Origin of the sequence: Nonomuraea mangrovi, assembly GCF_042681425.1 — a bacterium.
Classification (GTDB): domain Bacteria; phylum Actinomycetota; class Actinomycetes; order Streptosporangiales; family Streptosporangiaceae; genus Nonomuraea; species Nonomuraea mangrovi.
This window is the reverse complement of the sequence record NZ_JBHUFV010000105.1, coordinates 199,887-225,797: the sequence shown is the minus strand read 5'-3', so window position 1 is coordinate 225,797 and position 25,911 is coordinate 199,887. Positions and strand designations below refer to the sequence as shown.

Here is a 25,911-nt window from a genome sequence, read left to right as displayed (position 1 = left end):
TCGAATCGAACGTTGACTCCGTCAGCGTCCTCGTGCCGGGCACGCGCGCACATCGTGCATGCGGTCGCCCGGAATACTCCTTTTGAACGATGCAGGAGATGAACGATCTCGCATACTCTGTGTGAGAAATGGCTGACTATCCGTTCCCGCCCGCGTTGCGGCTGCTCCGGTGGACCGTCCACGGCACGTTCGCGATCCTCCTGGTGATCGCGTTGGCCGGCGTCATCAGGCAGGGACAGCCGCTGCTGGTCCTGGGTGGGACGCTCCTCGGGGTTCTCTATGCGGCAGGCCTCCTGATCGAGGGACGGCTGCCGCACTTCGGGGGAGCGACGCACCTGCGCCTGGGCCGGGTCTGGCTGGTGATGATCACGGTCGGGTGGGCTTGGCTCGCCCTGGCAGCGCACCAGTTCGTCTGGCTGGCGTTCCCCCTGTTCTTCGCCTACCTCCACCTGTTGCCCCTGGCCGTCGCGCTGCCGGGCGTGGCGGTGCTGACCGTCGCGGCCGTCCTCGCCGCCGCCTGGCACGAGGGCCGCCTGACCGCCGCTCAGGTCATCGGGCCGACGATCGGTGCCGCGGTGGCCACTCTGATGGCGATGGTCTACAAGGCGCTCTACGCGGAGAGCGAGGAGCGCCGCCTGCTGATCGACGATCTGGTCCGCACGCGCGGGAAGCTGATCGAAGCGGAGAGCGACGCCGTACGGCTGGCCGAGCGCGAGCGGCTGGCGAGGGAGATCCACGACACGCTGGCGCAAGGCATGTCCAGCATCATCCTGCTGCTGCGCGCCGCCCGGCGGGATCTCGCGCAGGACCCGTCCGCGGCCGAGCGCCGCATCACCGAGGCGGAGGACGCGGCCAAGGAGAACCTGGAAGAGGCGCGCAACTTCGTCAGGGCCCTGGCTCCGCCGGCGCTGCAGCACTCGTCCCTGGTCGCGGCGCTGCGCAGGATCAGCGACTCCGCGGTGGCCGGCACGCCCATCCAGGCGCGCTTCGAGGTCTCGGGCGCCCCGGTGCTGTTGCCCGCGGACTACGATGCGACGCTGCTGCGTATCGCCCAGGGCGCGTTGGGCAACATCAGTCGCCATTCCGGTGCCGGGCACGCCGGTGTGACACTCACGTACCTGGACGACGCGGTCATGCTGGACGTGTACGACGATGGCCGGGGGTTCGACCCCGCCAGTACCGCCGGGTTCGGCCTGCGCGCGATGCGCGAGCGGGTGGGAGCCCTGGGCGGCAGCATCGCCGTGGAGTCGGCCCCCGGCGAGGGCACGGCAGTCGTGGCCACCCTGCCGCTGCCGCCCCAGGAGGCGCCGTGATCCGGATCGTCCTGGTGGATGACCATCCCGTGGTTCGCTCCGGTCTGCGGGCCATGCTCAGCGGGCAGCCGGATTTCGACCTGGTCGGCGAGGCCGCCACCGCCGAGGAGGGCGTGGAGCTCGCCGGAACGCTCGCTCCCGACGTCGTGCTGATGGATCTCCAGCTCGGGCCTGGCATGCACGGCAGCGAGGCCACTCGGCGCGTCGTGGCCCTGGGCGGGCCCCGGGTCCTCGTGCTGACCACGTTCGACACCGACGCCGACATCGTCGCCGCCATCGAGGCGGGCGCCACCGGTTACCTGCTCAAGGACGCTCCGTCGGACGACCTGCACGCCGCCATCCGATCGGCCGCCGCGGGAGCCAGCGCTCTGGCGCCCAGCGTCGCCTCGCGCCTGCTGGGCCGGGTGCGCACGCCCGACACCACGCTCAGCCCGCGCGAGCTGGAGGTCCTCGGCCACGTCGCCGCGGGCCTGTCGAACCGGCACATCAGCAAGGCCATGTTCCTCAGCGAGACCACGGTCAAGACTCACCTGGCACACATCTACACCAAGCTGGGCGTCGACTCGCGAACCGCGGCTGTCGCCGTGGCCTCGAAGAAGGGCCTCATCCGTCCCCCGTGAGCCGAGCCAGGCAAGGACGACGTCGAGTCGGGAGCCCGCCGCGGACCTCCAGGCGGTGATCTCGTCGTGACACGGCGGGCGGGGCCCCTTGTGGTCTTACGGCCGGGTGAGGGGTGGCGGGTAGCCTCCTGCCTGGCCGGACAGCAGCCATGGCTCGTGGATGTGCGTCGCGGGCACGTCGGCCAGCTCAGGGACGTACCGCCGGACGTACTCGCCGTCGGGGTCGAACCGCCTGGCCTGCCGCAGCGGGTTGAACGTCCTGTTGGGCCGCGTGTCGTTGCCCGTGCCCGCGACCCACTGCCAGTTGCCCGCGTTGTCGGCCACGTCCCCGTCGAGCAGCAGGTCGAAGAAGTGGTCGTAGCCCACCCGCCAGTCGATCCTCAGGTGCTTGACGAGGTAGGCGGCGGTGATCAGGCGGGCGCGGTTGTGCATCCATCCCTCGGCGAGCAGCTGGCGCATGCCGGCGTCGACGATCGGCACTCCTGTCATGCCCTCGCGCCAGGCCTGCTCGGCGTCCTTGTCCGAGCGCCACGTCGTGCCTCGCGGCCGGTAGTCGCGCCGGTTCAGGTCGGGGAAGGCGAAGGCGACCTGGTGGTGGAAGTCGCGCCAGCACAGCTGCCTCACGAAGGCCTCGTTCCCGCAGGCGGCCAGCTCCAGCGGCGACAGGCAGCCGAACCTCAGGTAGGGGCTGAGCCTGGAGGTCCCGTCGCCCGCCAGGTCGTCGCGCAGGTCCTCGTAGCCGTCCAGGCGGTCGCGCGTCCAGGCGCGCATCCTCTTCCTGGCCGCCCCCTCGCCACCCTCGATCCCTCCGTACGGCAGGCCGCGCGGAATGGCGCCGGCCCGCAGCCCCTTGGGCGTCGGGACGGCTTCGGGCGCCCCGACGATCGATCGCCGCGGCGCGCCGGACCACGCGCGCCAGTACGGGGTGAAGACCCGGTAGTGGTCGCCCCCGCCCGAGGGGCGCAGCAGGTCGGGCGGCACGACGGTCACGCCGGGGAAGCGCCGGAACTCGATCGGCTCCTCCGCGAACCTCCGCTGCCTGCGCCTGGCGAGCGAGCTGACGTCGGCGCTGGTGAAGACGGCCGTCGCCGACGTCTCACCGGCCAGCCGCATCGTCTCGGCGACCGTGTCGCCCTGCCGTACGAGGAGGTCTCCGCCGCGGGCGCGCAGCGAGTCGCGCAGGTCCCGCAGGCAGTCGTACAGGAACGGGCGGCGGCGCCCCGAGGGGATGGCAGGGTCGAGCACGAACAGCGGCACCACCCGCCTGGCCTGGGCGCAGGCGGCGGCAAGCGCCGGGTGGTCGTGGACCCTGAGGTCCCTGTTGAAGAGCACTATCACGGTGTCCATCACTTCGGGCATTCGACGGCCGGCGCCGGGCGGTTGCGGTCAGGGACCGGCCGATCCGACACAATGTCGGGATCGGTGCGCATGAGCGGGGCGACGAGCCTCACGAGGAAGGGCCCGGGTACGGCATCGGCGCCGTGTCCAGGCGGCTCGGCGTGCCCGCGCCCACGCTGCGGACGTGGAACCTGCGGTACGGCATCGGCCCGTCCAGGCGCAGTCCCGGTGGCCACCGCCGCTATGACGCGGGGGACCTGCGGCGCCTGGAGGAGATGAACCGGCTGATCCACGCGGGCGTCCCGCCCGCCGACGCCGCCCGCGAGGCCCTTCGCCTCAGCATCACGCCCGACGACGCCCGGGAGGCGCCTGCCGTACCGCGGGCCGAGGAGGAGCGGGGGCAGGTGCCGACGGCGGCGTCGGTGGCCAGGGCGGCGTGCGCGCTCGACGGGCGCGCGGTCGCCGACGGCCTCGCCGCCGCGCTGGCGGGGCGCGGGGTCGTGTGGACGTGGGAGCGGCTGGTCCGCCCCGTCTTCAGGACGATCTGCCTCAGGCAGACGGAGACGGGGGCAGGCGTCGACGTCGAGCACCTGTTCTCCGACCGGTTGCTGGCCGCGCTGTTCCCGCTGATCGAGCGGCCCGCCCGCCCCGTGAACACGCGGCCGGTGCTGCTGGCGTGCGCGGAGGAGGAGCAGCACAGCCTGCCCGTCTACGCGCTGGCCGCCGCGCTGAGCGTGGACAGGCTCGTGGAGACGCGGGTGCTGGGCGCCCGCACGCCGTACTCCGCGCTGGGGGACGCGATGCGCCGCCTGGGTCCTTCCGTCGTCTTCGTCTGGTCGCAGCAGCCCTCGACCGGCGACCCTGCCCCGCTGAGCGCGTTGCCGTCGCCGCGCCCTCCCGGCCGGGTGGTCGTCGGCGGCCCGGGATGGGCGGAGCCGCTGCCCGCCAGGGTCACCCGGGTGGCCTCGCTGGACGAGGCCGTCACCGTGGTCTCCGCCGCCGTCGACTGATCTCCCTCGACTTGGTTGCACGGCTTCCCACCGGCGGGGTTGAATGAGTTTTGAATAAGTTATCTCGCGAGGGAGGCGACATGGAGGCACTCGCCGAGTGCTACCGCACCCACGCCTCGCTGGTCCGCTCCTATCTGCGCCGCCTCGTGCCGGCGCAGGACATCGACGACGTCACCCAGGTGGTGTTCACCGAGATCTGGCGGTCCAGACACAGGTACGACCCGGCCAGGAGCCTGGAGACGTGGGTCCTGGGCATCGCCCACAAGAGGGCCGTCGACCACCTGCGCGGCCGCCGACCACCCACCGTCCCGCTGGAAGCCGTCGGCGACCCCCAGGGGCCCGACGGCAGGGCGGTCGGCGACGACCTCGCCGACCGCGACCTCGTCCGCCGCGCGCTCGCCGAACTGCCCGCGCCGCAGCGCCAGGCCATCGAGCTGGCCTACTACGGCGAGCTCAGCCAGCGGGAGATCGCCGAACGGCTGCGGGTCCCGCTCGGCACCGTCAAGGCCCGTACGGCACGCGGCCTGCACCGCCTCTCGACGCTGCTGGCGGCGGCATGACGGCCAGGCCGAGGATCGCGGTCTCCAGCTGCCTGCTGGGCGAGCTCGTCAGGTTCAACGGCGGGCACAGCCGTGACAGGTTCCTGTCCGGAGCCCTCGACCCGTTCGTGGACTGGGTGCGGATCTGCCCCGAGATGGAGCTCGGGCTCGGCACCCCGCGCGAGACGCTCAGGCTGGAGCGCTCACCCGACGGGCCGAGGCTGATGACCCGCACGACGGGCGTCGACCTGACCGGCCGCATGACCGCTCTGGCGCGCGCCCGCAGCGCCGCGCTCGACGTGGACGGGTATGTGTTCAAGTCCAGGAGCCCCAGCTGCGGCCTCCACGGCATCCCGCTCCACCCCGAGGGGGGCGGCAGGCCCGTCGGCAAGCGCAACAGGGGCGCGTTCGCCTCGGTCGTGACGGACGCGCACCCCCTGCTCCCCGTCGAGGACGAGGGCAGGCTCAACGACGCGCTGCTCAGGGAGAGCTTCGTGGAGCGGGTCTTCGCCCATGCCAGGCTGCGCGAGCTGCTGGACGGCGAATGGCGGCCAGCCGACCTGGTCGCCTTCCACGCCAGGCACAAGATGCAGATCCTCGCCCATGACCCCGTCCACTACAGGGAGGCGGGCCGCGTGGTGGCGAGGGCGGGCGTGCGGCCCAGGCAGGAGCTGGGCGCCGACTACGCCAGGGCGTTCCGCTCGGCGCTGGCGACCAAGGCCACCGTGGGCAGGAACGTCAACGTGCTGCAGCACTGCATGGGAATGATCACGCTCGACCCGGCGAGACGGGCGGACCTGGTGGAGGTCATCGAGTCGTACCAGGCGGGCCGGGTGCCGCTCAGCGTCCCCACGACCCTGCTTCGGCATCACGCCCGCGGCCAGCCCGCCGCCTACGTACGCGACCAGACCTACTTCCTGCCCTTCCCCGAGGCGTTGCGCCTGCGCAACCACGTGCCGGCGTGACCGTTCGGACGGGCGGGGCCCCGCCGGGTCACCAGTCGCCGGACAGGTGGCCGCCGTACCAGGTCTCGATCAGGCGGCGGGCGATGGAGACGGGCGGCGGGAGCCGTACCTCGCCGCTCTCCAGTGCGGCCAGCAGCTCCGCACGCGTGAACCAGCGGGCCTCGGCGATCTCGTCGGCGTCGCAGACGAGCTCGGTGGTCGTGGCGTGGGCGAAGAAGCCCAGCATGAGGCTGCGCGGAAAGGGCCACGGCTGGCTGCCCAGGTAGCGGGGGTTGACGACGGTGACGCCCACCTCCTCGGCCACTTCGCGGATGACCGCGTGCTCCAGCGACTCCCCCGGCTCCACGAACCCGGCCAGGATCGACAGCCTGCCTTCGGGCCACTGGGGCCCGCGGGCCAGCAGGCAGCGGTCGAGCTCGTCGCGGACCAGCATGATGACCGCGGGGTCCACCCTGGGGAAGTGCTGGCTGCGGTCCTCGGGGCAGACGCGGATGTGCCCGCCCGCCTCGACTCTCGTACGGCTGCCGCACCGCGGGCAGAACTCGTGGGTGGTGTGCCAGGCCTCCAGGGCGACGGCGTAGACGAGCAGGCCCGCGTCGCGGTCGCCCAGGAGCGCTCCACCCTGGCGCAGGCCGGCGGGGAACGGCTCACCCTCAGGGGTCTCGTTCAGGTTCAGCGGCGCGACGACGCGGCCGTTGGTGTCGGCCGTGGCGAACCCGGGCAGCGGCGCGGCGACCGCGAAGTAGGCGACGTCGTTCTCGACGCCGAGCAGGTAGCGCTCCCCCTCGGGAGCCTCCTCCGTGGTGTACAGGACGGCCTCGACGTGGTCGCCCGTGCGCCTGACCAGTGTGTGGCCGTCGCTGACGATCAGCACCCTGCTCGCGGGGTCCGCCCACGCCCTGGCGATCCAGTCCGGGTCGCCGCGCAGGAGCGCCGACCTGTCGATCGTGCCACGCGCGAGTAGCAAGGGCCCCAGCAACTGCTCTTCGGCCGTCGTCTCCACGCGCCACTTCCTCCCCGAAGGTCAGATGTCATCTTATGACGGTCCTTTGACCGCAGCAGGACGCAGGGCCCCGGACGGTGAACGTCAGGGGCCCGCTGTCAGGCAGCGTAGACCACCAGGTTGTCGCGGTAGCCGTGTCTGCGCTCATCGACGCCGCCGCCACAGGTGATCAGCCGGAGTTCGGGCGGCCTGTCGGGCCGTACATCTATATGGCGGCGCAGGCCGCAGAAGACGGCCGGGCATGAGAGGACTCTCATATCGGGTGATTACGCTGTCCGTGCCGCAGGATGATCTCCACCGCGCTAGGATTCTGCCGAGTTAGGTTAGCCTTACCTGAGCCCCGGGGGTGTCACGCGTTGCGGCTGTACGTGATCGCTGCCAAACCGACCGACTCGGTGACCGGCGGTTTCCTGCCCGCGGCCCGCGCCATGGGCTGCGACGTCACGATCCTCACCGACCGGCCGCGACAGCACCCCGACGCGATCGCGTGCGACGTGTGGGATCCGCGTGCGGTGATCGACACCATCGCTCACCACCACCGGCCTGACGTGATCTTCTCCAACTCCGACCACCTGCAGGTGGAGACGGCGCTGGCGGCGGAGTACTTCGGCCTGCCCGGCAAGGACTGGCGGGCCTGCCTGGCGGCCAAGAACAAGTCGCTCACCCGCAGGCGGCTGGCCGAGGCCGGGGTGGAGCGGGTCTGGTCCGTACGGCTGGCCCCCGGCGACCCCGTGCCGGGCCGCGTGCCGTACCCGGTGGTGGTGAAGCCGCGTGAAGGGGTGGCCAGCGAGGACGTCATGCTGGTCGAGCGCGACCTGGAGAAGGCGATCGCCGGGCTGCGGGACCGGCCGCTGGTCGTGGAGGAGTACCTGGAGGGGCCGCTGCGCACGCTGGAGACGCTCGGCGACGGCGCCACGACACGGGTGCTGGGCGGATTCGAGACCACGCTGGGACCGCTGCCGTACTTCGTCGAGGAGCGGCTGGACTGGGCGCCCGACCCCGAACCGCACGTGCTGCGAGCGCTGACCGCGCTGGGCGTCGGCTTCGGGGCCTGCCACACCGAGTACGTGGTCACCGGCAAGGGGCCCAGAATCGTCGAGGTGAACTACCGCGTCATCGGCGATCACTGCGACTTCCTCCTGGCCGACCTCCTCGGCGTGCCGCTGTTCGAGTGGATCCTGCGGGTGCACATGGGCGAGCCGGCTCCTGAGGTTCCCTCCGCCACCGGACACGGGTGCGCGGTGAGTGTGGTGGCCGACAGATCGGGCGTGGTCGTGGAGGCGCCGCCCGCGTACGAAGGGGACGGGTTGTGGCACAGGCCGCTCAGAAGCGTGGGCGACAGGGTGGAGCTCACCCACACCAACCGCGACTACCTGGGCGTGATCAGAGCGGTCGGGCCCTCGGCGGAGAGGGTCGAGCAGGCCGTCGGATCGTTCATGAGACGGCACCCGTGGGTGATCGCGTGAGACCGCGCGAGCCGTACCTGGCCAGGAGGGTTCTCGACGCGCTGCTGCGGGAGGACTACGGCGACCTGGCCAAGCGCGTCACCAGGAGCAAGGAGGGCGTGGCGCTGCTGCTGGCCGACGGCAGGCGCGTACGACTGGCTCCCGGCCTGCTCTTCCAGGACTTCGTCGTCGCCGACGACGAGCTGCTCGGCCTCGAACAGGTACTGAACACGCTGCAGGAGATCGCCGCCCCGGAGGACGCGGAGGGGGTGGCCGCCTTCTTCGAGGAGTGCGTGGAGGCCCTGCACGCGCTCGAACTGCACGACGAGCACCGGCCCCGCATCACGGGCAGGCAGCTGGCCGACTACGAGTCGCTCGCCGCCTTCGTCGACCACCCCGTCTACCCGACGGCGCGGGCGCGGGCCGGACTGTCGGACGACGAGCTGCTCGCCTACGCCCCCGAGTTCGCGCCCTCGTTCGACCTGCGGTGGGCGTGGGTGCCGCGCGAGCACGTGACGGGCGAGGCCACGCACTGGGCGCGGGAGCAGGACGGCGCGGTGCTGCTGCCCGTCCACCCGCTGACCGTGGGCGCGCTGCCGCCGCAGGCCCGCGTCACCGACGACGGGCCGCCGATCACGGTCAGGCCCACGCTGTCCATGCGGACGGTCCAGCTCGACGCCCGCACGCAGCTGAAGCTGCCGCTGCCCACCAGCACGCTCGGCCGCCGCAACCGCCGCTCGATCAAACCGTCGACGCTCGCCGACGGCGCCGCGGCCGAACGGCTGCTGCGCGGGCTGGCGGACCCCGGCATCCTGCTCGCCGACGAGCAGACCTACGCCCACGCGGGGCACGAGTACCTCGGCTGGATGCTGCGCCGCCTGCCCGAGGGCAGGATCATCCCCGTCGCCGCGCTGAACGTCCCCGAGGTGCGCGACGAGCTCGGCGACGTGGAGTCCCTGCTCACCCGCTACCTCACGACGCTGCTGGGCTGGAACGTGCGGCTGTTCGTCCGGTACGGCGTGGCCCTCGAGGCCCATCAGCAGAACCTCGCGATCGTGCTGACGGGCGGCGATCTCAAGCTGCTCGTCAAGGACAACGACGGCCTGCTCGCCTCCCCTGCCCGGCTGGCCGCCGCGGGCGTGGCACCACCGTCCTTCGCCGACGAACGGATGCTCACCGACGACCCGCACGCGCTCGCCGACGTGTTCGTGACCATCACCCTGCATCTGGCCGCCGCCTCCATCGCCTTCGGCGCGCTGCCGGCCGACCGCGCTGCCGCGCTGGTGCGCTCGTGTCTGGAGGAGGCGCTGGCCGAGCACGGCGACGACCCCATGGCCAGGCTGCTGCGCGCCCGCACCCTCGACGCGGTCAGGCTGACCGGCAAGTCGATGATCACCGCGGGGACACTGGTGGCCAAGGAGCGTTCGGGCGCGCGCGACGTCAACAAGTTCTACGGCACCAGCGGGCCCAACTACCTGCGGGTCCTTTCCCTGCTGAGGAGCGCTTGATCATGGAGAGCCTGGTCCTCGACCCGCCCGCGGCGATCGCCGAGGAGGCCACGCTGTCGGCGCTGCTGCGCTGCTGCGTGCGGGAGGTGGCGGGACCGCGAGGGCACGTGTGGCACGCTTCGCCGTACCTGCTGCTGACGGTGGCCGACACCCTCATCAGGGCGCGCACGGCCGGCGGCGCCGCGCTGCGGTTCGAGGGGCAGGTGGAGCGCCTGGAGTTCGGCGCGTGGGTGCCGCTGACGGCCGACGCGCTGGTCAAGCTGGCCGAGGCCGAGCTCGACGGGCACAACCCCGAGTTCGCGGAGCAGGTGGCGGCCAGCAGGGACGCGCTGGCGGCGATGCTGCGGGCCCGCTCCTGCGCGCTGCCGCCGAACGATCCGTGGCTCGCCTCGGAACAGGCGCTCGTCCTCGGCCACCCGTTCCACCCCTCGCCCAAGGCGCGCGGCGGAGACGACTGGCTGCGCTACGCGCCCGAGGCCCACGCCTCCTTCCCGCTGCGGCTGCTGGGCGTGCGCGAGGACGTGCTGGCGCAGGAGGGCGACGCCTCCGCCCTCGACCTGGCGGGGATCGCGCCGCCCGGCTACGCGCTGCTGCCCGCCCACCCGTGGCAGCTCGACCTGATCAGGCCCGCCTTCGACGACCGGCTGATCGACCTGGGCCCGGGCCCGCTCGTCGCTCCCACCTCCTCGGTGCGAACGGTCTACGACCCGGTGAGCGGGAACTGCCTGAAGTTCAGCCTCGACGTGCGGATCACCAACTGCGTGCGGAAGAACGCCTGGTACGAGCTGTCGGGCGCGGTCGCGCTGACCGAGCGGCTCACGCCGGTCTTCGACCAGCTCGCCCTGAGGTTCCCCGGCACGCGCTGGCTGCCGGAGCCCGGCTACCGGTCGGCGGCGCTGGACACCAGACTGCTGGAGGGACTGGGCGTGATCGTGCGGGCCGGCCCGTGGTCGGTGTGCTCGCCCGGTCTGACGCCCGTGCTGGCGGGCGCGCTGGCCTGCGCGGCCCCGCCCGCCGACCCGCTCTCCTGGTGGGCCGGCTACGTGAGGGCGGTCGCGCTGCCGGTCCTCGACGCGTTCTTCACCCACGGCGTCGTCCTCGAACCCCACCTGCAGAACGTCCTGGTCTGCCTCGACCAGGAGGGCCGCCCCGTCGAAGCGATCTTCAGGGACCTGGAGGGCACCAAGCTCGTCGGCCACGACCTGTCGGGGCTGCACCCGAGGGTCGCGGAGGCGCTCACCTACGACGCCTCCAGGGGCTGGGCTCGCGTCGTCTACTGCCTGATGGTCAACCACCTCACCGAGATCGCCGCCACACTGGCCCTGTCCGAGGCGGCGCTGCGCGAGCTGTGGGCGGTGGCCAGGGACATCCTCGCCGAGTACGGCGACGCCTCGGGCCGGCCGCTCCCGCTGTCGAACCTGCTGGCCGGCGCCCCGCTGCCCGCCAAGGCCAACCTGACCGTCAGGTGGGCCAGGGGCAACGACAGGAGCGCGGGGTACGTGCCGATCGCGAACCCGTTCGCATGATCTTCGAGGTCGCTCCGGCGCTGGAGGCCCCCGCCTTCGTCTACGACCTGGCGGGGCTCGACGCGCACGCCGCCGCCGTACGGGCCGCCCTTCCCGGCATCGAGCTCTACTACGCGGTCAAGGCCAATCCCGACCCCGCGCTGCTGCGGGTCCTCGACGCCCACGTGGACGGCTTCGAGGTCTCGTCTGCGGGCGAGCACGCGCACGTCAGCGCCGTCCTGCCGAAGGCGCGGCTGGCGGTCGGCGGGCCCGGCAAGACGGACGCCGAGCTGCGGCTGCCCGCGCACCGCGTGCACGTCGAGTCGCCGTTCGAGCTGCGGAGGCTGATCGGTTCGGGGGTATCGGCGGACGTGCTGCTCAGGCTGAACCTGCGCCTGGAGACCACGGGGGCGGCGCTGACCATGAGCGGCCCGTTCGGCATGGACGCCGACGGCCTGGCCGCGTGCCTGCCGCTGTTCACCGACACGGTACGGCTGCGCGGCGTCCACGCCCACCTGGCCAGCGGGCTGGACGCGCCCGCGCTGCTGGAGCTGGCCTCGGTCGTCATGGCGCAGCACGACGAGGAGGTCAACGTGGGCGGCGGCATGGCCGTCTCCTACACCTCGCCTGGCTCCCGCTTCGACTGGGCGGCCTACGGGGCGGGGCTGGACGCGCTGCGCCGCCCTGGCCAGGTGGTCAGGATCGAGCCGGGGCGGGCGCTGACCGTGTACTGCGGGTCGTACGTGACCAGGGTGATCGACGTACGGCGGGTGCACGGGGAGGCGTTCGCGATCGTGCACGGCGGCACCCACCACCTGCGGACCCCCGCGACGAAGGGCCACTCCCAGCCGTTCACCGTCCTGCCGACGGGGACGGGGCCCGGTGTGGAGGACACGCCCGTGACGGTCGTGGGTCAGCTGTGCACGCCCAAGGACGTGCTGGCCTGCGGCGTGCGGACGTCGATCAGGGTGGGTGACACGGTGGTGTTCGGGATGGCGGGGGCCTACGCGTGGAACATCTCCCACCACGACTTCCTGATGCACCCGAAACCGGGGTTCCACTACCTCACCTGAGGGCTCGCGGGAGTGGATCAGCGGCGGGTGGGAATCGCCTCGATCAGGGCGACCAGGCCGTCGGCGTCCAGCAGGTCGACGGGGCGGACGGTCCTGTTGAACCGGACGTAGTGGAAGGCCGCGCCCACCCGCTCCAGCGGCACGCCCGCCAGGTGCGACCAGGCCAGCCGGTAGGCGGCCAGCTGCACGGCCGCGCCACGGGCCGCCTTCCCCGACGGCGGGCGGCCGGTCTTCCAGTCGACCACCTCGTAGGAGCCGTCCTCCCGCTCGAAGACGGCGTCCATCCTGCCGCGCACCAGCCGGTCGGCGATCATCGTCTCGAACGGGACCTCCAGGTCGAGCGGCTCCCTGCCCGCCCACTCGCTCTCCTCGAAGCGCTCCTGGAGCTCCGCCAGCCGCGTGTCGGGCTCCTCCGGCTCGTCGTACGCGCCGGGCAGCTCGAAGTCGTCGATGAGCCGCTGCTGTCCCCAGCGGGACTCCAGCCACTTGTGGAAGGAGGTGCCCCTGCGGGCCAGCGGCGCCGGCTGGGTGGGGACGGGGCGACGGATCCTGCGGGCCAGGGCGCGGGGGTCGGTGGCGAGCGTGACCAGGGAGGACACGGTCAGCTTGGTGGGCAGCTCGACGGTCCGCGAACGGCGTCCGCTGGTGGCGCGTTCGCGCAGCAGCAGGTCGGTGTCGCGCTCCCAGGCCCGCATCCGCTCCTCGTCGCTCTCGCTGAACTCCTCCGCCGCGCCGTCCTCGTCGTCGACCGACTCCATCAGCGCCTGAAGGACCAGGTCGGCGCCCTCCTCGACGGCCCGCTGGCGGACCCCTCCGGGAGTGAGCGGCCAGACGGCCTCGGCGGGCTCGGCGAGCAGCGGGTTGGTGGCGCCCTCCTGCGGTTCCGGCGCCCAGAAGGCGACCCTGCCGCAGGTGTCCCTGATCTCCAGCAGGAAGTCGGACGGCTGCAGCGGCTTGGACGCGCTCCCCCACCGGTAGCCGGAGGCGATCAGGTGGTAGTGCGCGCGCGTGACGGCCACGTACGCCAGGCGGCGCTCCTCCATGAGGTCCCGCTCGCGGCAGCGCTCGTCGAAGGCGTCCAGCTCGTCCTTGGTCAGCCCGGTCAGCCTGGGCAGGTCGGCGGCGTCGCCGCGCAACGGATAGGGCAGCTTGCGCGGGTTCTCCGTCCACCGGCTGTTCGTGACGGGCGTGGAGGGGAAGATGCTGCCCTTCGTGATGCCGTTCCTGCTCGTCAGCTGCGACAGACCCGGCACGACGACGATCGGCCACTCCAGGCCCTTGGAGGCGTGCACGGTCATGAGCTTCACGCTGTTGCTCTCGCCGACCCTGCCCGCCTCCAGACCGAACTCCTCGCTCTCGGCCGCCTCCAGGTAGGCGAGGAACGCGCCGAGCGTCGGATCCTCGGAGTCGCCGGCGAAACGGGAGGCGGCGTCGAGGAAGGCGTCCAGGTCGGCCCGGGCCGCGACGGCGCCTGCCGTACCGGATCGGGCGGCGACCTCGATGTCGAGGCCCATGCGGCGCTCCGCCTCGGTGATCAGGTCGGGCAGCGGCTGGTGCGTGTGGGCTCGCAGATGGCGCAGCTCCTGGGCGAGCGCGACCATCCTCGTCCTGGCCAGCGGCGAGAACGCGTCGAGCCACTCCTCCCTGTCCGGCAGCTCGTCCAGCGCGTCGACCAGGCTGCCGCGCTCCTCGGCCAGGTCGGCGACCGCCTGGTCAAGCGGGTCGGCGACGCGTTCGGCGCCCACGCGCAGCTCCCGGTTCAGCTCCCTGGCGAACTCGCCGAGCTGCCGCAGGTCGGCGGGGCCGATCCGCCAGCGCGGGCCCGCCAGCAGCCGGGCGAGCGCGTCGCCCGCGCTCGCGTCGTACAGGACCCTGAGCGTGGCCACGAGGTCGCTGACCTCCGGCACGGTCAGCAGCCCGCCGAGACCGACCACCTCGACGGGGATGTCGCGCTCTTCGAGCGCCCGCCGCAGCGCGGGGAACTGCGACCGCTTCCGGGCGAGCACCGCGATGTCCTGAGGCTGGATGCGCGACTGAGCGGCCTGTGACGTCGCGGCCGGTGCCTTCTTGCGCTCGCCCGCGCCCCACGGCAGCCCGTCGGGGGCGCCCTCGTGGTCGAGCGCCTGCCTCACCTGCCCGGCCACCCATCGCGCCTCGTCCTCGGCGGTCTCGTGGAAGGCGCACGTCACCCGGCCCCTGTCCACGCGGTTGGGGCCCGGCACGAGCACGGGCACCTCACGGGCCTCCATGCGCAGCGGGAGCTGGACGCGGGCGGCCACGTCGAGGACGCGGTCGCCGTTGCGGAAGCTGACACTGAGCTGCCTGACGGGCGCGGGGTCGCCCTTGGCCGTGGGGAAGTCGGCGACGAAGCGCCGCAGGTTGCCCGACGAGGCGCCGCGCCAGCCGTAGATGGACTGGCAGGGGTCGCCGACGGCGGTGACGGGATGGCCGTTGCCGTACAGGCTCCTGAGCAGAACGAGCTGGGCGTGACTGGTGTCCTGGTACTCGTCGAGCAGCACCACCGAGTAACGGGAACGCTCGATGCGGCCCACGTCCGGATGGTTGGCGGCGATACGCGCCGCCAGCGACATCTGGTCGCCGTAGTCGATGACCTCACGGCCGCGCTTGAGCCGCTCGTAGGCCTCGACCAGGGGAAGGAGCTGCTCGCGGGCGTCGTGCACGCTGATCGGCTTGCGCTGGCGCACGGTGGAGGCGTCGGCCCGCCTCTCGCGCAGCCACTCCCCCATCCGCCTGACGTCCCCGCCCGAGCGGAGATGCTCCGACATCTCGCCCGCCAGCTCCAGCACGGCGGCGGTCACCGAGGGAGGACCCAGCTCGATCTTGTCCATCGGCCCGTCGTACATGGCGACCACCCGGGAGGCGAGCTGCCACGAGACGGCCGGGGTGACCAGGCGCATGGTCGGTTCGAGCGCCTCCCGCACGGCGTGATCGGTCACCAGGCGGGCGGCGTACGCGTGATAGGTCGAGACCGTCGGCTCGTTGTCCAGCAACTGGACGGGCATCAGCCCCGCCTCGGCCAGGCCGTTCAGCCGTTCCCTCACGCGGTGGGCCAGCTCGGCGGCCGCCTTGCGGGTGAAGGTGAGCCCGAGCACGCGCTCGGGTTTGACCAGGCCGTTGGCCACCAGCCAGACGACGCGGCCCGCCATGGTCTCGCTCTTGCCCGAGCCCGCGCCCGCCATGACGACCATCGGCTCCAGCGGCGCCTCGATGACCGTGGCCTGCTCGGACGTCGGCGGCAGGATGCCCAGCTTGTCCGCCAGCTCGACGGGGCTCAGCACACCTGCCCCCCGTTGTCGTTGACGGGACAGCTTCCCTTCGCCGCGCACGTGCGGCAGCCGTCGTTGACCTTCGCCTGGAAGAACGGTCCCGACATGCCGAGAGCCACGGTGTCGACCATGTCCCTGGCCCAGTTGTCGTTCCTGTCGAGCGGCGCCTGCGCCTGCTCCTTGGCGTCCTTGCCCGCCGCCTTGCCGACCTGGACCAGCGCGGCGCCGCCCGGCTCGGCCAGCCCGTGCCGCTTGAAGGCGTCGAGCAGCACCGCCAGCTGGTAGACGCCGAGCTGCGGATGCCTGTCGAGCTCCTCGGGCTTCGGCTTGGAACTGCCCGTCTTGAGGTCGATGATGAACGCCCTGCCCTCCTCGTCCATCTCCACCCTGTCGACCCTGCCCTTGATCTGCACACCGTCCGAGACCATCGCCACGAACGACTCCTCGGTCGCGACGACGGTCCTGCCGTTGCGCCGTTGCCACTCCATGAACCTGGCGATCATCTGCTCGGCGGTCCTGCGCTGCTTGCGGTTGAACCAGACCCCGCCGAAGTCGAGCTCGGTCCAGATGTCGTCGAGCCGTTTGCCCAGCAGCTCCTCGCTGGCCAGATCCTCGGTGGCGAGAACGGCCAGCGCGTGGACGACGGTGCCGAGACCCTGCGCCGAACTGGTGCCCGCCGCGCCCACCGCCGTCTCCAGCAGCCAGCGCAGCCCGCACTTGGTGAAGCTCTCCACCGCCGAAGGCGAGATCCGCACGATGCCGTCCGGCCAGCTCAACGGGCGGTCGTCGGAGATGGGCGTGAGCGCGTACCACTCGCTGGGATGCGCGCCCTGCACGCCCTGCCTGGCCAGCCGGGCCAGATGCCCTGCCGCCTTCCTGCGCATGCTCTCAGGCCGCGAGGCGTCCGTCACCACGCTGCGCAGGTCGGCGACGAGGGCCGCGAGATTCAGCCACCTGGCGTGGTCGTCGACCGTCGCCTCCTCCACCGCGCCCGGCATCAGCTCCGACAGGAACCGCGAAGGACGCTCATCGGCGTCCTCCCCACCCACCGCGGTGACCACCAGCTTCCGCCTCGCCCTGGTCGCGGCCACGTAGAACAGGCGCCGCTCCTCGGCCAGCTGCTTGGCGGCCAGCGCCGCGGCCGTCGCGTCCGTCGAGTCGAGCGGCGCGCCCTCGGCCAGCTCCACCAGCTCGTCGATCCCCAGCAGCGAGCCCTTCAGCCGGATGTCGGGCCACACGCCCTCCTGGACGCCCGCGACGATGACGAGATCCCACTCCAGGCCCTTAGACCTGTGGGCGGTGAGGACCCTGACCGCGTCGCCGTCCGGCGCCCGCTCGGCGAGCGTGTCGCCCGGGATCTCCTGCGACGACAGGTCCTCCAGGAACACCTCGGGGCCCGCCTTCGGCATCCTGTCCACGAACCTGGCGGCGTAGTCGAAGAGGGCGACCACCGCGTCGAGATCCCTGTCGGCCTGCGCACCCCTGGCGCCGCCCGCGAGGCTGACGTCCGTCCACCGCTCGGCCAGACCGCTGGCCTGCCACACCGCCCAGATCACGTCCTCCGCCGTCCCACCGGCCTGTACGGCTTCGCGGGCGGTCCGGATGAGCTTGGCGACGCGCTCGGCGGGGACGGCGATGTGCGGCTCGATCCTCACCAGCTCTCTGGCGTCCTTGAGCGCGGCGATGAGGATCTCCCCCGACGAACGCGGCAGCGCGGGGCCGACGGCGGTCGCCTCGCCGAGGGGGTCACCGAGGGCGGCCGTGGAAGCGCGATCGACGGGATCGTCCGGTCCGCGCTCCTCGGCGGGGTCGTCCGGTACGGCGAGCTGCGCGGGGTCGTTCACCTCGGTGGACTCGTCAGCCTCGGCCGGGTGAGCCGGATCGGCCACCTTGGTGGACTCGTCGGCCTCGGCCGGGTGAGCCGGATCGCTCACATCCGTGGCGAGTTGGGCGACCTCGTTCTCGGCGATCTTGAGGGCGCGCCTGAGCCTGCGGACCCCCAGCATGTCCGTGCCGCCGAACGGCCCCGTCAGCAGCTCCTCCGCCACCGCCTCGTCGAGCGCCCGCGGGTCGAGGGCGACGCGGAGGGTGGTGAGGATGGGCCGGACGCCCGGCTCCTGGGCCAGCGGCACCTCGTCCCCCGCCACCATGGTCGGAACCCCTGCGCTCACCAGCGCCCGCCTGAGCAGCGGCACCTGCCGTGTGGCCGAGCGCACCAGGACCGCCATCCGATGCCACGGGAGGCCGTCGATGAGATGGGCCCTGCGCAGGGTGTCGGCGACCACGGCGGCCTCCTGGCTGACGCTGTCGGCCAGGAGCACCCGGACCTGCCCGGGGTCGGCGTCCTCGGGGGCGACGAGATCGCGGTGCCCGCGCGCCTGACGCCGGTCCGGCATCTCCCACGCCTTCGTCCCCTCCCCCTGCCGAACGGCCGCCGCGTCGGGGGGGGTGGACCACGGGTCGGCGGCGGGGACGGGGGCGGCGGGGAGGCGGGCGGCGACGCGGCGGGAAGCGGTCAGCAGGTCGCGGCCGCTGCGGCGGGAGACATGGAGGGCCACGACACGCGCAGGACGCCCGGCGCGGTCGCGGAAGCGTTCGGGGAAGCGGAGGATGCCCTGCACGTCGGCCCCGCGGAAGCCGTAGATCGACTGGTCGGGGTCGCCGACGGCGACGAGGTCGCGCCCGTCGCCCGCGAGGTGCCGCAGGAGGTGTTCCTGCGCGGGATCGGTGTCCTGGTACTCGTCGACGAACACCACGTCGTAGGCCGACCGTTCGCGATGCCGCACCGAAGGGTCGGCCAGCAGCGCGGCCGCCGCCCTGATCAGTTCGGCGTAGTCGAGCGACAGCTCGGGGTCGAGGTCGAACCGTTCCTGGTAGCGCTGGGAGAAGCGTCCGGCGGCGGCCCAGTCCGCCCTGCCGTACTGCCTGCCCAGCTCGACCAGGCGTGCCGCGTCGAGGCCGCGCTCGCCCGCGCGGGCCAGGAAGTCGCGCAGTTCCTCGGCGAAGCCGCGGGTCTTCAGCGCCTCGCGCAACGATTCGGGCCAGAGGGGTGCGCCGTCCTCCAGCTCGCCGTGGAGCAGGCGGCGGATCTCCAGGAGTTGCTCGGGTCCGGTGAGCAGGCGCGGCGGCTCCCTGCCTTCGAGGACGGCCTCGCGGCGCAGCAGCGCGTAGGCGTAGCTGTGGAAGGTGAGGGCGAGCGGCGTGCGGGTGGTGCGCCGCATGCGGGCGGTCACCCGCTGGCGCAGCTCCTCGGCGGCCTTGCGGCTGAAGGTGAGGATGAGGACGCGTTCGGGATCGACCCCGCGCCGCTCGACGCGATCGACGACGGCCTCGACGATCGTGGTGGTCTTGCCGGTGCCGGGGCCCGCGAGAACGAGCAGCGGACCGCCTGGATGCTCGACCACGGCCCGCTGGTCACGGTCGAGCGCAGGGGCCGCAACAGGCCCACCGCCCCCTCGTCGCACCAACCGCCAGGTCTGAGAACTCACAGCACTAGATTCCACCAGACCACAGGGGTAGATCGTGCCGACTTGACCGGTCTCCCCACGCGATCCGCCCACCGTACCGGGGGAAATCGCCTCACCTGTTTTCCGACACGCCTACTTTCGTGATCATTTCGCGGGAAAAGGGCGGGTTTTGCCGGGAACGGCCGCGCCCCGTGTCACCGCTCCCGGCGCCCACCGGCACCCCTGAGGACAGCCGCGCGACCCGTCATGAGGTGGTGTGGGCGCTGTTCGCGCGCCCGCTCAGGGGATGCCGAGCCGCGTGGTCGACGGGGGCCGTACCGCTAGAGCTCGCTCAGGGCGGCGCGGAGGTTGCCCAGGCCGATCGGGCCGAGGTCGAGCGCGGCCGTGTGCCAGGCCTTCAGGTCGAAGCCCGGCTTGCGCGCGGCCTCGGCGCGGGCCTCCAGCCAGGCGCGCTCGCCCAGCTTGTAGGAGATCGCCTGCGCGGGCCAGCCGAAGTACCTGACGATCTCGGGGTGCACGGTGTGCGCCACCGCGCGGCCACGCTCGCGCAGCACCTCGCACGCCTTCTCGAAGCTCCACGCGGACCCGTCGGGCAGCGGCAGGTCGAGGTGGACGCCGATGTCGATCACGACGCGCGCGGCCCGCAGCGCCGAGTCGGCCAGCATGCCCATGCGGGTGCCGGGCTCGGTGTGCCAGCCGAGCTCGTCGGCCAGCCGCTCGGCGTACAGCGCCCAGCCTTCGCCGTGCCCGCTCACCCAGGAGAACTTCGCGAACCGCGACAGCTTGTCGCCTGCCACCGCGACCGCGCCGAGCTGCAGGTGGTGTCCGGGGACGCCCTCGTGGAAGACCGTCGACAGCTCGCTCCAGGTCGCGAACCGCTCGCGGCCTCCGACGGGCCACCAGGTACGGCCGGGGCGCGTCAGGTCCTCGCTGGGCGCCGTGTAGTAGGCCGAGCCCGAGGTCGAGCCGGGCGCCAGCGTCACGTCGACCGTGTGCAGCGGCTGGGCGATGTCGAAGTGCGTGCCGTGCAGCGCCGCGATGGCGCCGTCGTGCTTGGCCTTGAGCCAGGCGAGGAACGCCTCGGAGCCGACGACGTACTGCGTCGCGTTGAGGTGGGCGATCGCCTCGTCGACGCTCGCGCCCGGCAGGATGGCGTGCGCCTCCTCCACCATCTCCGCTTCGATCCTGCGCAGCTCCCCCCAGCCCCACTCGTAGGCGTCGACCAGGTCGATGTCGGCGCCGAGGTTCTGCCTGGCGGCGACGGCGTACCGTTCGGGGCCGACGCCGTCGCGTTCGGCGGCGCGCGGCGCGTACTTCTCGAGGAGGTAGCGGGCCGCGTCCACGTAGCCCTGGTGGGCCTGGGCGGCCGCCTTGGCCAGTTCTCCGGCGAGCGGCCCTTCGCCGTAGGAGGCGATCAGCTCGTCGTGGGTGCCCGCGTACTTCTCCGCCTGACCCGCGCCTTCGACGGCCTGCCGCCGTGCCGCCACCAGGCCTCTGCTCAGGCCCTCGTCGAGTGAGGCCTGCCAGCTCGCCAGCATCTCAGGCACCGCCGCGAGCTGCGCCGCCACCCTGCGCCACTGGTCGTCGTCGCCGGTGGGCAGCAGGTCGACGCTGTCCCTCACCGTGGACAGCAGGCCGAAGGGGCTGCTCAGGTCGCGGTACTGCTCGCCCGTCTCGAACCACGCGGCCTGGGCCTGGAGGCGTTCGCGCAGGTGGTCGGCGGCACGGCGGTCGTCCTGCGACGTGGGTTCGAGGGTGTCGAGCTCGGCGAGCGTGGACTTGATCAGGTCGTGCCTGGCGGCGTGGCCTTCGGGGCCGTAGTCGGTCGACACGCCGAAGTCGCCCGAGATGCCCATGTACACGGCGTCAACGGGGTCGAGCTCGGCTGACCTGGTGATGTGCTCGTCGCACAGGCGGAAGATCGGTGTCATGTCGGCAACCGTACAGAGCGTCCCGTACTGGGGCATTTCTTTTTGCAGGCGGTACTTCAGGCCTTCGCTTCGGCCACCGCGAGCTTGCCGGTGGTTCTTCAGGCCCTCGCCTCGGCCACCGCCGGCCGCCGCCTGGAGCCAGGGGCGAGAGGGACGGCCAGGAGCGGTGCCAGGGCGGCGAGGGCCCAGACGACCGTCCACGACGACGTGGCGACCAGCACGACCGGGATGAGCACGGGGGTGAGGAACCCCGCGGCGAACAATGTGGTGCCCTCAAGGCCGAGCGCCGCGCCCTCGCGTCCCGGTCCGGCCATGACGGCGATCTCGGTGTAGGCCAGACCGTGCCACGCGTTGGCGAGCAGGCCGCCCAGCGCGAGCGCCGCGACCGTCAGCGGTGTGGGCGCGTGGGTGAGGACCGCGGCGCCCGCCATGACCACCGCGATGAGTACGCCGATGCCCTTGATCCAGGTACGGCGGTCGCCGCCCCTGTCGCTGAGCCGTCCGGTCCACACCCGCGCCGCGCCTCCTCCGAGCTGCGCGATCAGCACGATCAGACTGGCCAGAGCGACGCCCTCGCCCTTGACGTCGTGCAGGAAGATCGATGAGAACGACAGCACGGCGAACTGCGGGACGGTCAGCAACGCGGTGGCAAGCGCGAGCCGCCACACGTCCCACCGGCGAAGGGGGGAGCCGGCCCGCTCCCTGATGACGGCGCCGGCCTCGGTGGCGGGCAGCCAACGCCAGGTGGCGGCGGCGGTGAGGAGGCAGAACCCGGCCAGCACGCCGTAGACGAGCGCGAAGCCGTAGGCGCCGGCCAGCCAGGGCAGCAGGGCGACGCCGAGCGCGCCGCCGACGGGGATCGCGGTCTGCCTGACGCTCATGGCGAATCCACGCCGGCCGTCGGCGAACCATGTCATGACCGCCCGGCCCGAGGAGCCGTTGACGCTGCCGCCGAGCGCGCCCGCGGCCAGCATGCAGGCGGCCAGCGCGGCCATCGAACGGACGGGAACCAGGGCCATCAGCGCCATCAGCGTCCCCGTGGAGATCAGGCCGGTGAGCAGGATCCTGCGGTCGCCGTACTTGTCGGTCAGCAGGCCCCACGCGATCTCGGAGATCGCCACACCGAGCCCCAGACAGCCCAGGACCAGGCCGAGCTGGGCGGTCGAGAGGTGGTAGTCGGCGCGCATCGTGATCCCGGTGACGGGGAGGCCGGAGAACATCGCCGAGAAGCTCGCCTGCGCGGCGACGCCCAGGGACAGCACGATCCATCGATGGTTGGGCCCGTACACGATCAGCTCCCCAAAAGTAACCGGTAAACGCGGTTATCTGACCGTCGCAGGCCTCGAACTAACCTGTCAAGTCGGTTACTATGGCTGTCGTGGAGTTCACCTTCGTCAGCGGAAACCTGGGCCTCGACCTGGCGGGCACGGTCGGACACCGGCGCAACTCGCGCATCGACATGCTGGGAACGCCTGCCGACCTGGCGCGCTGGACGGTGGCCGCGGGGCTGCTCGACACCCCGCCCGTCGTGGGCGAGAAGGACCTCGCGCAGGCCAAGGCGTTGCGGGAGGCGATCTACCGGCTGGCCTCCGCCGTACGGCTGGGCGCCGCGCTCGATGCGGACGACTGCGACCTGATCAACCAGGCCGCGGCCCACCGGCCCGCGGGGGTGCGGCTGCGCCCGTCCGGCGGTCTCGACCGCGAGGGAGCCCTGGCCGCGGCGCTCGCCACCGCCGCCAGAGCGGCGGTCGAACTCCTCGGAGGGGCGCAGGCGACGAGCATCAGGGAGTGCGAGGCCGCGCCCTGCACCCGGCTGTACGTGGACACCTCGCACCGTGGCACCCGGCGGTGGTGCGACATGCGCGGATGCGGCAACCGCGCCAAGGCGGCCGCGTTCCGCGCACGGGCATCCCGGTGACCCACCCGCCGGGTGTTGCGCGGGGCGACGGCGGGCGGCTAGGGTCCGTGCAGCGAAAGATCGAAGGAGGTGAGGAGCCAGATGTTCCCCGTAACGATCACGCGCTCCCCCTTCGGACAGGCGTCCGCCTGAGGGGAGCGCTCCTGCCACTGGAGATCCCTTGACCGACCTGGTCTTCCGCGCTCTCGCGGACGAGCGCGAATTCCCCCTTTTCGACCGCATCACCACCCTTCCCACCTCGGGCGTCGGCGAGCGCAGCCGTACCTTCGCGGACCTCGCCGCCGACGGCGACTACCGGCCCGCGTGGGTCTGGATCGCCCTGCGCGGCGACGAGATCGTCGGCAGGGCCTCGTTCTGGGGCCCGCCCGACGCCGAACACCCGTGGGCCCTCGACTTCTTCGACTTCGACACCGTCGAGACGGGGGCCGCCCTGCTCGAAGCCGCCTACGCCGCCCTCGTCACGCCCGGCTACCACTCGCCGATCGGCAGGCGGCCCGAGTACAACCTGTTCCTGCCCGCCGACTGGCGCGAGCGTCCCGACGCCAAGGCCGACGCCGACGCCCGCATCAAGGCGGCGGAGACGGCGGGACTCGACTTCCACGTGGAGCGGCTCAACCTCCGGTGGGAGCGCGAGTACGGCCTGCCGCCGCGCTCGACCAGGCTCACGTTCAGCCCTGTCACGGATGACCAGATCCTGCTCGGGCTCCTGGCCGAGATCGTGACCGGCAGCCTCGACGCATGGGACAGGCGCGAGCTGCACACCAGGACGCCGCGTGACGTGGCGGCCGAGACGGTGGCCATGGTCGCGGACATGCCGGGCGGACGCCACAGATGGCGGCTGGGGCACGACGCGTCCGGTGAGCTGGTCGGCGTGGTGATGCCGACGCGCAACCCCCGCTCGGCGACGATCGGGTACATCGGCGTCGACCGGCGCCATCGCGGCCACGGGTACGCCTACGACCTGCTGGCCGAGGCGATGCACATCTTCGCCGAGGAGGGCGAGCCGTCCATCAGCGACAGCACCGACGTGGGCAACGCGCCCATGGCGGCCGTCTTCGACCGGATCGGATACCGGGTCGTCGGCCGCCGCATGCTGTTCACCTGAGCGGCGGCCCCTCCGAGCCGCCTCTCGGGGCCCCAGCCACCCGCTCTCCTGAGCGGTGCTCCGGGGCCAGCCACCCGCTCCCCTGATCGGCGGCTCTCCGGGACGAACCTCCCGAGTCGTCCTGCCGGGGCCGCCGCTCGGTCACCCGCCCCGGGCCGAAGGGCAGGCCGCGATCACCAGACGGGCTCCCCCATGTGCGACGTCGTGGACGTCACCTCACAGCCCATGCGACGAACGGCGTCGACAAGCGTGACACGTACGCGCTCGTCGTCCCCGGGCGGGAAGGCGACCCGGATCTGGTGACCGTAGGCGGTCTCGTAGGTGAGCAGCCAGTCGAGGCCCGTGGCGGCGAAGTGATCCTGCCGCGCGCCCTCGCCGTCGTCGAAAGCGCCACGGTCGGCCGTGGGGGCGAGCACGTCGCGCAGGATCCGCAGTCGTTCCAGGTACGGCAGCTCGCCCTCGGACAGGTGGATGTAGACGTGATCCCGTTCGCGAAACGGCTCGAACCATGGGCTCCTCTCGTCCGCGTCGCCGAACACCGTGGTGCTCACCCGTCCGCTCAGCCAGCCGTGGAGGAATGCCACCGCGCCCATGTCGTGTGCGTCGTAGGTCCAGCCTCGCGGATTCCAGACGACGATCGGCCATCCGTCCGGCTCGCCCGTGGTCGACCAGCAGAGCCTGTCACCGTTGTCGGTGCCCGCCCACGGCAGCAGCCCGCCGGGTTCGGGATAGAACGGGTAGGGGCACTTGTCGGGGTTGCTCTCACGGAATGAGCGCTCGCCGTCCAGCAGGTGCCGCGCGTGTCGGACCAGCAGCTCGTTGTCGCCGAAGGGCGTCAGCGGCATGAGGAAGTCGACGAACCGGCCACGGCCGTAGCGTTCGATGAGCAGTTTGAAGTCCGTGGGCAGCACGAGCCCCAGCGCGGCCTCGACCTCCCGCCAGTCGCCGTTCGCGTCGACCGGAACCGCAGGCGGCGGGACCAACCTGACCAGATCCTCCATTACCGTCATGCCCACGAGTGTAGGGATCAAGGTCGCTTCGCCAGGCCGCCGGTGGCTCCCGAGCCGGGCCCGCCGCGGCCTGGACACGCCCGGCGGCTCGCTCAGTCCAGCAGGCCGGAGAGGGTCCTGTGCAGACGGGCCGCCCGCCCGGCGGGGGTCCTGGCCTTGAGCAGCGGCAGGATCAGCAGGTAGCGGCCGGTCCTGTCGAGCGCCTCGAAGCGGGCGGCGGCCTCGGGGTGGGCCGCCAGCGCCTCGGCCAGGTCGGACGGGACGGTGGCGTCGCGCTGGGCGGCGTAGGCCGCCTCCCAGCGGCCGTCCGCCTGCGCGGCGGCGACCTCCGCCAGGCCGGGCGGCCTCATGCGTCCGGCGGCGGTCAGGCTCTCCACATGCTCGACGTTCACCCGCGACCAGGCGCTGCCCTTGCGGCGGCGCGAGTACCGCTGCAGGTAGAAGTGCTCGTCGAAGGACCTGCGGTGGCTGTCGATCCAGCCGTAGCACAGCGCGACCTGCAACGCCTGCGCGATCCTGAGCGAGGCGAAGGGCGCCCCCTTCTTGGCGATCTTCAGCCACACCCCTTCCCCCTCGTGGTGCTCGGCCAGCCATGCCTCCCACTGGGCGGCGTCCGCAAAAAGCATCGCCTGCTCGTCCTGCTCAACGGTGATCGGTCCTCGCGACATCTGCGGCTCCTTCGTCCGGTCGGCGGCAGTCACCATCCTCCACGGCAAAGTGCTCACCGAATGAGCACTTTGTTGGCCGAAGTGTCCGCGGCCTAGGTTGAGTGCCGGGGACCGGGCGCCGGCCCTCCGGCAGCGAACGAGTCGAAAGGGGGACCTGGATGTCCGACGAGGTTCCGATCACCGATGACCGCGAACCGGGGCTCGTC

Annotated in this window: 20 protein-coding genes; 11 read left to right on the top strand and 9 right to left on the bottom strand. The window is 72.3% G+C overall.

The genetic code is table 11. The annotated features are described in order from the left end of the window. The first annotated feature begins 128 nt into the window (after nucleotides 1-128). Nucleotides 129-1,313, top strand: a complete 1,185-nt coding sequence (locus ACFSKW_RS53470; RefSeq protein ID WP_379583377.1) for a sensor histidine kinase — start codon at nucleotides 129-131, stop codon at nucleotides 1,311-1,313. After that, a complete protein-coding gene (locus ACFSKW_RS53465; protein WP_379583375.1) occupies nucleotides 1,310-1,933 on the top strand; it encodes a response regulator transcription factor in 624 nt (207 codons plus the stop codon). The genes ACFSKW_RS53470 and ACFSKW_RS53465 overlap by 4 nt, the downstream gene beginning before the upstream one ends. Before the next feature lie 96 nt (nucleotides 1,934-2,029). Here the strand turns inward: ACFSKW_RS53465 and ACFSKW_RS53460 are convergent, their stop codons facing one another. Next, on the bottom strand, nucleotides 2,030-3,280 hold the full coding sequence (locus ACFSKW_RS53460; RefSeq protein WP_379583373.1) for a cryptochrome/photolyase family protein: 1,251 nt from the start codon (nucleotides 3,278-3,280) through the stop codon (nucleotides 2,030-2,032). Nucleotides 3,281-3,333: 53 nt separating this feature from the next. On the opposite strand from ACFSKW_RS53460, the gene ACFSKW_RS53455 reads away from it, so the two are divergent. The 3 genes from ACFSKW_RS53455 to ACFSKW_RS53445 all read left to right on the top strand — a co-directional run bounded on the left by ACFSKW_RS53455 (nucleotide 3,334) and on the right by ACFSKW_RS53445 (nucleotide 5,785). Then, nucleotides 3,334-4,281, top strand: a complete 948-nt coding sequence (locus ACFSKW_RS53455) for a MerR family transcriptional regulator (protein WP_379583443.1) — start codon at nucleotides 3,334-3,336, stop codon at nucleotides 4,279-4,281. A gap of 80 nt (nucleotides 4,282-4,361) precedes the next feature. Beyond that, nucleotides 4,362-4,841, top strand: coding sequence for an RNA polymerase sigma factor (locus ACFSKW_RS53450; RefSeq protein ID WP_379583371.1), 480 nt, complete (start codon nucleotides 4,362-4,364; stop codon nucleotides 4,839-4,841). Beyond that, on the top strand, nucleotides 4,838-5,785 hold the full coding sequence (locus ACFSKW_RS53445) for a YbgA family protein (RefSeq protein WP_379583369.1): 948 nt from the start codon (nucleotides 4,838-4,840) through the stop codon (nucleotides 5,783-5,785). The genes ACFSKW_RS53450 and ACFSKW_RS53445 overlap by 4 nt, the downstream gene beginning before the upstream one ends. A gap of 28 nt (nucleotides 5,786-5,813) precedes the next feature. Here ACFSKW_RS53445 and nudC read toward each other — a convergent pair whose 3' ends face one another. Further along, the gene (gene nudC, locus ACFSKW_RS53440) at nucleotides 5,814-6,788 is read right to left on the bottom strand and encodes an NAD(+) diphosphatase (protein ID WP_379583367.1); all 975 of its coding nucleotides are present in this window, start codon (nucleotides 6,786-6,788) and stop codon (nucleotides 5,814-5,816) included. Between the two features lie 98 nt (nucleotides 6,789-6,886). Then, a complete protein-coding gene (locus ACFSKW_RS53435) occupies nucleotides 6,887-7,045 on the bottom strand; it encodes a hypothetical protein (protein ID WP_379583365.1) in 159 nt (52 codons plus the stop codon). Between the two features lie 99 nt (nucleotides 7,046-7,144). On the opposite strand from ACFSKW_RS53435, the gene ACFSKW_RS53430 reads away from it, so the two are divergent. The 4 genes from ACFSKW_RS53430 to ACFSKW_RS53415 are packed head-to-tail and all read left to right on the top strand — an operon-like array spanning nucleotide 7,145 to nucleotide 12,319. Then, complete coding sequence (locus ACFSKW_RS53430; RefSeq protein WP_379583363.1) at nucleotides 7,145-8,254, top strand: ATP-grasp domain-containing protein; 1,110 nt, start codon at nucleotides 7,145-7,147, stop codon at nucleotides 8,252-8,254. Further along, nucleotides 8,251-9,741, top strand: a complete 1,491-nt coding sequence (locus ACFSKW_RS53425) for an IucA/IucC family protein (RefSeq protein ID WP_379583361.1) — start codon at nucleotides 8,251-8,253, stop codon at nucleotides 9,739-9,741. The genes ACFSKW_RS53430 and ACFSKW_RS53425 overlap by 4 nt, the downstream gene beginning before the upstream one ends. A 2-nt stretch (nucleotides 9,742-9,743) precedes the next feature. Beyond that, the gene (locus tag ACFSKW_RS53420) at nucleotides 9,744-11,267 is read left to right on the top strand and encodes an IucA/IucC family protein (RefSeq protein WP_379583359.1); all 1,524 of its coding nucleotides are present in this window, start codon (nucleotides 9,744-9,746) and stop codon (nucleotides 11,265-11,267) included. Continuing rightward, complete coding sequence (locus ACFSKW_RS53415; protein WP_379583357.1) at nucleotides 11,264-12,319, top strand: type III PLP-dependent enzyme domain-containing protein; 1,056 nt, start codon at nucleotides 11,264-11,266, stop codon at nucleotides 12,317-12,319. The genes ACFSKW_RS53420 and ACFSKW_RS53415 overlap by 4 nt, the downstream gene beginning before the upstream one ends. Before the next feature lie 17 nt (nucleotides 12,320-12,336). Here the strand turns inward: ACFSKW_RS53415 and ACFSKW_RS53410 are convergent, their stop codons facing one another. From ACFSKW_RS53410 to ACFSKW_RS53395, 4 genes are all read right to left on the bottom strand, one after another. Then, complete coding sequence (locus ACFSKW_RS53410) at nucleotides 12,337-15,618, bottom strand: ATP-dependent helicase (protein WP_379583355.1); 3,282 nt, start codon at nucleotides 15,616-15,618, stop codon at nucleotides 12,337-12,339. Next, nucleotides 15,612-19,094 carry an ATP-dependent helicase gene (locus ACFSKW_RS53405; protein WP_379583353.1) on the bottom strand — a complete coding sequence of 1,161 codons (3,483 nt, stop codon included), beginning with the start codon at nucleotides 19,092-19,094 and terminating at the stop codon, nucleotides 15,612-15,614. The genes ACFSKW_RS53410 and ACFSKW_RS53405 overlap by 7 nt, the downstream gene beginning before the upstream one ends. A 299-nt stretch (nucleotides 19,095-19,393) precedes the next feature. Next, nucleotides 19,394-21,004 (bottom strand): DUF885 domain-containing protein, encoded by a 1,611-nt coding sequence (locus tag ACFSKW_RS53400; protein ID WP_379583351.1) that lies wholly within the window; start codon nucleotides 21,002-21,004, stop codon nucleotides 19,394-19,396. A gap of 98 nt (nucleotides 21,005-21,102) precedes the next feature. Further along, nucleotides 21,103-22,293 carry an MFS transporter gene (locus ACFSKW_RS53395; RefSeq protein ID WP_379583349.1) on the bottom strand — a complete coding sequence of 397 codons (1,191 nt, stop codon included), beginning with the start codon at nucleotides 22,291-22,293 and terminating at the stop codon, nucleotides 21,103-21,105. Nucleotides 22,294-22,382: 89 nt separating this feature from the next. Between ACFSKW_RS53395 and ACFSKW_RS53390 the strand changes: the two genes are divergently transcribed. Both ACFSKW_RS53390 and ACFSKW_RS53385 read left to right on the top strand, forming a co-directional pair. Next, nucleotides 22,383-22,922 carry a CGNR zinc finger domain-containing protein gene (locus tag ACFSKW_RS53390; RefSeq protein WP_379583347.1) on the top strand — a complete coding sequence of 180 codons (540 nt, stop codon included), beginning with the start codon at nucleotides 22,383-22,385 and terminating at the stop codon, nucleotides 22,920-22,922. A gap of 160 nt (nucleotides 22,923-23,082) precedes the next feature. After that, entirely contained in the window at nucleotides 23,083-24,027 is a 945-nt protein-coding gene (locus ACFSKW_RS53385; protein WP_379583345.1) for a GNAT family N-acetyltransferase, read from the top strand. A gap of 173 nt (nucleotides 24,028-24,200) precedes the next feature. Here ACFSKW_RS53385 and ACFSKW_RS53380 read toward each other — a convergent pair whose 3' ends face one another. Both ACFSKW_RS53380 and ACFSKW_RS53375 read right to left on the bottom strand, forming a co-directional pair. Further along, nucleotides 24,201-25,037: an SMI1/KNR4 family protein gene (locus ACFSKW_RS53380; protein ID WP_379583343.1), complete on the bottom strand. Its 837-nt coding sequence runs from the start codon at nucleotides 25,035-25,037 to the stop codon at nucleotides 24,201-24,203. Nucleotides 25,038-25,129: 92 nt separating this feature from the next. Continuing rightward, a complete protein-coding gene (locus ACFSKW_RS53375) occupies nucleotides 25,130-25,705 on the bottom strand; it encodes a YdeI/OmpD-associated family protein (RefSeq protein ID WP_379583341.1) in 576 nt (191 codons plus the stop codon). Nucleotides 25,706-25,911 lie beyond the last annotated feature (206 nt).